Origin of the sequence: Streptomyces sp. HSW2009 (assembly GCF_040240285.1) — a bacterium.
Classification (GTDB): domain Bacteria; phylum Actinomycetota; class Actinomycetes; order Streptomycetales; family Streptomycetaceae; genus Streptomyces.
This window is the reverse complement of sequence record NZ_JBEHZD010000554.1, coordinates 1-4878: the sequence shown is the minus strand read 5'-3', so window position 1 is coordinate 4878 and position 4878 is coordinate 1. Positions and strand designations below refer to the sequence as shown.

At 74.8% G+C, this 4878-nt stretch carries 4 protein-coding genes; 1 reads left to right on the top strand and 3 read right to left on the bottom strand.

All coding sequences use genetic code 11. The annotated features are described in order from the left end of the window. Nucleotides 1–203 precede the first annotated feature (203 nt). The gene (locus tag AAHZ94_RS28455; protein WP_502964808.1) at nt 204–1142 is read left to right on the top strand and encodes a glycine betaine ABC transporter substrate-binding protein; all 939 of its coding nucleotides are present in this window, start codon (nt 204–206) and stop codon (nt 1140–1142) included. A gap of 13 nt (nt 1143–1155) precedes the next feature. Here the strand turns inward: AAHZ94_RS28455 and AAHZ94_RS28450 are convergent, their stop codons facing one another. The 3 genes from AAHZ94_RS28450 to AAHZ94_RS28440 all read right to left on the bottom strand — a co-directional run bounded on the left by AAHZ94_RS28450 (nt 1156) and on the right by AAHZ94_RS28440 (nt 4693). Then, on the bottom strand, nt 1156–1935 hold the full coding sequence (locus AAHZ94_RS28450) for a S16 family serine protease (protein ID WP_349996437.1): 780 nt from the start codon (nt 1933–1935) through the stop codon (nt 1156–1158). Between the two features lie 182 nt (nt 1936–2117). After that, entirely contained in the window at nt 2118–2756 is a 639-nt protein-coding gene (locus tag AAHZ94_RS28445) for an IclR family transcriptional regulator (protein ID WP_349996435.1), read from the bottom strand. A gap of 1622 nt (nt 2757–4378) precedes the next feature. Further along, nucleotides 4379–4693 carry a hypothetical protein gene (locus tag AAHZ94_RS28440; RefSeq protein WP_349996433.1) on the bottom strand — a complete coding sequence of 105 codons (315 nt, stop codon included), beginning with the start codon at nt 4691–4693 and terminating at the stop codon, nt 4379–4381. Nucleotides 4694–4878 lie beyond the last annotated feature (185 nt).

Genomic DNA, 4878 nt, shown 5'->3' with positions numbered 1-4878 from the left:
CCCGTACGGGCACATCCCGTACGGGCACATCCCGTACGGGCACATCCCGTACGGGCACATCCCGTACGGGCACATCCGGTACAGGCATCCCGGCCGGCGGCACACCCGCCGCGGGCGCCCCGGCGACGGGCGTCCCGGCCGCGGTCGGGATCGGGGGCGGGCGTCGCGGGCGGGCCCCGCTCGCCGTCGGGGTCGCGGCGGCGCTGCTGGCCCCCGCCCTGCTCGGCGGCTGCGGGCTGCACAGCGGCAGCAGGATGGCCGACGACGTGCGGCCGGGCACGGTGGGCCGCGGCGAGCCGCTGGCCGGCGCCGACCTCACGGTGACGTCCAAGGAGTTCACCGAGCAGATCATCCTGGGCCAGATCCTGGGCATCGCCTTCCAGGCGGCCGGCGCCAAGGTGCTCGACCGCACCGGCATCCAGGGCTCGATCGGCGCCCGGGAGGCGATCAAGTCGGGCGACGCGGACGCGATGTACGAGTACACGGGCACCGCGTGGATCACCTATCTGGGCAACGTGAAGCCCATCGTCGACCCGGCCGCGCAGTGGCGCGCGGTCCGCGACCAGGACCGCGCGCACGGCGTCTCCTGGCTGCCGCCGGCCCGGCTCAACAACACGTACGCCACGACGGTCAACGCGGCCAACGCCGAGAAGTACGGCGTGCGCACGCTGTCCGACGTGGCGGCGGCGACCCGGCGCGGCGAGCGGATCACGTTCTGCGTGGACACCGAGTTCGCGGTCCGCGAGGACGGGCTGCCCGGCATGCGCAAGGCGTACGGGATGGACCTGCCCGGCTCACGGGTGAAGAAGATGGACGCCGGCGTCATCTACCGGGAGGTCCGCAAGGGCTCGACCTGCACGTTCGGCGAGGTCAACTCGACCGACGGCCGTATCCCGGCGATGCGGCTGCGGATCATGAAGGACGACCGGCACTTCTTCCCGAACTACAACGCGGCCCCGTCCGTCAACGCCAAGGCGCTCCGGAAGCACCCGGAGATCGCGGAGGTGCTGGCCCCGATCACCCGCCGGCTGACCAACGCCATCGCGCAACGCCTCAACGCCCGGGTGGACGTGGACGGCGAGGACCCGCACGAGGTGGCACTGGACTGGCTGGTCGACGAGGGCTTCGTCAGGAAGGGCTGAGCGGGGGGCGGCGTCAGCAGGAGGGGACCGGCTTGCCCGCCGCGAGGCTGCGGAGGGAGGTCACCGCGTCCCCCAGCTCCTTGACCGGGATGAGCTTGAGGCCCTTCGGGAGCTCTTCGGTGACGTCCGAGCACTGCTCCTTGGGGACCAGGAAGACGCTGGCGCCGTCCCGCTTGGCCGCCTTCGGCTTGAGGCCGACGCCGCCCACCGGGCCCACCTTGCCGTCGGCGTCGATGGTGCCCGTGCCGGAGATGACCCGGCCGCCGGTGAGGTCGCCGCCGCGGCCGTCGCCGTCCAGCTTGTCGACGATGCCGAGGGTGAACATCAGCCCGGCGCTCGGCCCGCCGACGCCGGCCAGCCGCAGGGTCACCTTGACGTCCTTGGGCGACCGGTTCAGATAGCCCAACGCGGCCTTGACCGCGGTGTGTTGGGACTCCTCCATCTCCTTGCGGTTGTGCCGGTCCACCTCTTCGGGCGAGTCGCCCGACGGGTAGACGGAGTCCCGCGGCATCACCGCACGGCCCTTGTTGAACCAGCCGCTGACCACGTCCTTCAGCCGGATGTCCGCATCGGGTCCGGTGGCGACGATGGCCGTCATCCGCAGTTGGCCACTGGTCTGCCGGGTCTCGGCGCCGGTGATGGTGATCACGGGCTTGCCCTGGTCGGTGCCGAGCACGTTCGCGGTCAGCCCGGGATAGGCGATCGAGAACGGCAGCGGCGCCAGCGCGGCGACCGCGAGCAGCGCGACGACGAGGGTGGAGCAGACCGCGAGGATACGAGCGCGAGGAGACACGCCCGCCACCCTAAAGGACGCCCCGGCTGGCGGGGTCGGCCGCACTGCCCTGGCGGGCCCGGCGGGTAGGGGTGGCTGGCTGCGCTGTCCCGGTGGCTCCGGCAGGCAGGCCCGACCGCACTGTCCCGGCACCCCCGCGGGTGCGCCGCCCGGGCCTGGCACCGGCCCGGGACGGCGGAGGGTCAGCGCAGTGCGTCCGACACCTCCTTCGCGGCCTCGACCACGCGCGGGCCCACCCGCTCGGGCACCGCTTCGGCGAGCATGACCACGCCCACGCTGCCCTCGATGCCGGTCACCCCGAGCAGCGGGGCCGCCGCGCCACAGGCGCCGGCCTCCAGTTCGCCGTGGGTGAGGGCGTACCCGCTGTCGGCGAGGCCGTTGCGGGCGGCGAGGATGGCCCGCCCGGCGGCGCCGCGGTCCAGCGGGTGCCGGAAGCCGGCCCGGTAGGCGACGTGGTAGTCGGTCCAGGTGGGTTCGACGACGGCGACGGCCAGCGCCTCCGCGCCGTCCACCAGGGTGAGGTGGGCGGTGGCCCCGATGTCCTCGGCGAGCGCGCGCAGGGCGGGCATGGCCGCCTCGCGCACCAGCGGGTGGACCTGGCGGCCCAGGCGCAGCACGCCGAGCCCGACCCGGGCCCGGCCGCCGATGTCGCGGCGGACGAGGGCGTGCATCTCCAGCGTGGCGAGCAGTCGGTAGACGACGGTGCGGTTGACGCCAAGCTTGTTGGACAGTTCCGTCACGGTCAGCCCGTGATCGGTGTCGGCGAGTAATTTGAGGACACGTAGTCCTCGGTCGAGCGTCTGAGAGGTCTCCGCGGTCACGACGCCCCCTTCTCGGGTGAGGGGTGGCGTTCCGGTTTGCCGCGCCACCGGTCCCATCGGCAGCGCGCCGGACGAGGCCACCGGTCGCGGTTCGCACGCACCGGCCGCGCTCCGCGGCGGCGCTGCCACGGGGCGTGTGCGTGGGGGAACGCTAGCGAGCGGGTTCGCTCAGCGGAAGACTTCGTCCACAATCCGGTCAGTCGGCTTCTGCTGCGCGCCCGATCTCCGCGCCGATATGAGGCCGATGGCCCGAGTTGGCCAGCTTCCCCGCGCCGCCGGCCGCGCCCCCTACCACTCCGTGCGCCCCCGCCGGCTCGGTCGTCTGGCGGTGTCGCCCTACGCCGGCGCTCCGCCGTCCGCCGGGGCGTACCGGCTCGTGGGCGGCGCCCTCGGCGGGCCACATCGGGGGGCCTGCGCCCGGCGCCGCGGCGCGGCCTGGTCTGGCCTCCGCATCGCGCCTTCGGCATCTCGGCGCTCCGGCATTCCGGCATTCCGTACCCGTATCCGCGTCTGTGTCCCCGACCGCCGCGTACGGCCCCGTACGACCCGGCACATCTTCCCGCGCTTCCGCACGACCTCGTACGTTTCCACGCACGTCCGCACGGCTTCGTACGACCTCGTACGTCTCCACGCACGTCCGCACAGCCCCACACAACCACGCACATCCCCACGCGTCCCGCGCACGTTCCCCGCTCCCCCGGGGCGAACCCGCGACCGGGCCGGGCGCGCCGGTGTGGCGTGCCCGGCCCCGGGGCCGGGGGGGGGGGGGCCCCCCGGGGGGCCCGCCCCCCCGCGGGCCCGGGGGCCGCCCCCGCAGCCGCCCGCCGGGGCCGCGCCGCGCTCACCGGCCCGTGGGCCCCGGGCTCCCGCCCGAGCCGTACGCCGCGGCGCGACCGGGCACCCACGCCCCACCCGACGCTCAGCAACCACCGGTACCGAAAGAGCCAAGACCGCGGGCCACGCCCGCGCATGCCATACGTTCGTCCCATAAACCGAGTGAAGGCACCACCACCCGCCACCGCCGGCAGACACGCCTACCGTTCAGCCGTCTGCCCCCGATCCCCCCGCCTGACCTAGCCCGGACGTGCGATGCGGGGCGGCCGGGGTGGGGCGGGATGCGCGGGGTGGATGCGTGGGCCGGTTGCGCGGGCCGGTTGCGCGGGCCACGCGGGCACGGGTGGTGCGGGCCACGCGTGTGGGCCGGCCAGGCGGGCCAGGGGCTCAGGCCGGATGTGTGGGCGGAGGTCCCCGCAGGCCGATTGCGCAGACCTCCGCCCCGACGCCCGCCCCCACTTCCCGAGCCGGCCACCAGCGAACAACGCCAGCGGCAACGAAGACGAGGACGCGGGGACGCGCGGGAGACAGGGACGCAGGGAACGGAGGACAGGGGGCAGGGGGCAGTCGGGGGCGGGGGGAGAAAACAGTCGCGGGGGGGGGGGGGGGGGGGGGGGGGGGGGGGGGGGGGGGGGGGGGGCAAAAACCCCGGCGCGGGGGGGGCCGGCGGGGGGGCGCCCCCCCGCCACCGATCACCTCACGTCAGCCTCATGGCATCACCACGGCTGGCACCTCCGGGGCCGGCCTCACCGGGCCGACGTCACCGAACTGGCACCCCCGGGCCGGCCTCACCACAGCGGCCCGAAGCTCACGTTCGTGTTGTGCTGGCTGATCGGCGTGATGCCCGACCCGATGACGTTCGCGGTGTTGTTGTTGTTCGTCGCACCCGAGCCGTTGGCCACCTGCTGGGTGGTGGTCGAATTGCCGAGGTTCAGGCCCGCGCCGCTGCCGATGAGTGCGGCGTCACCGTCGTTGGACTCGGCACGCGAGAGTCCGGCCGCGATCGCTCCGCTGTCCGCCTGGGCCACCCCGCCCATGAAGACGATGGCCATCGGAAGCGCGGCGACGGCGGCCAGAACGCGGGCGGTGCGAGTGCTTGCCATGTCAATTCCTCCTGGAATCACAAGAGTTGGACCGTGCATCAAGCCCTTGGAGCAAGGCGGTGGGCCCCCCCCCGCGCCCCCCCCGCGCCCGCGCCCGCCCCCCCCCCCCCCCCCCGCTGGCGGGGGACTCGCCCCCGCCCCCCCAGAGCCCCCCCCCCAGAGGGGCCGCCCCCGCCCCCCCCGCC

Coding starts and splice junctions, on each gene's coding strand:
- AAHZ94_RS28440 (WP_349996433.1), bottom strand. CDS start 4,693: ATGGCAAGCACTCGCACCGCCCGCGTTCTGGCCGCCGTCGCCGCGCTT.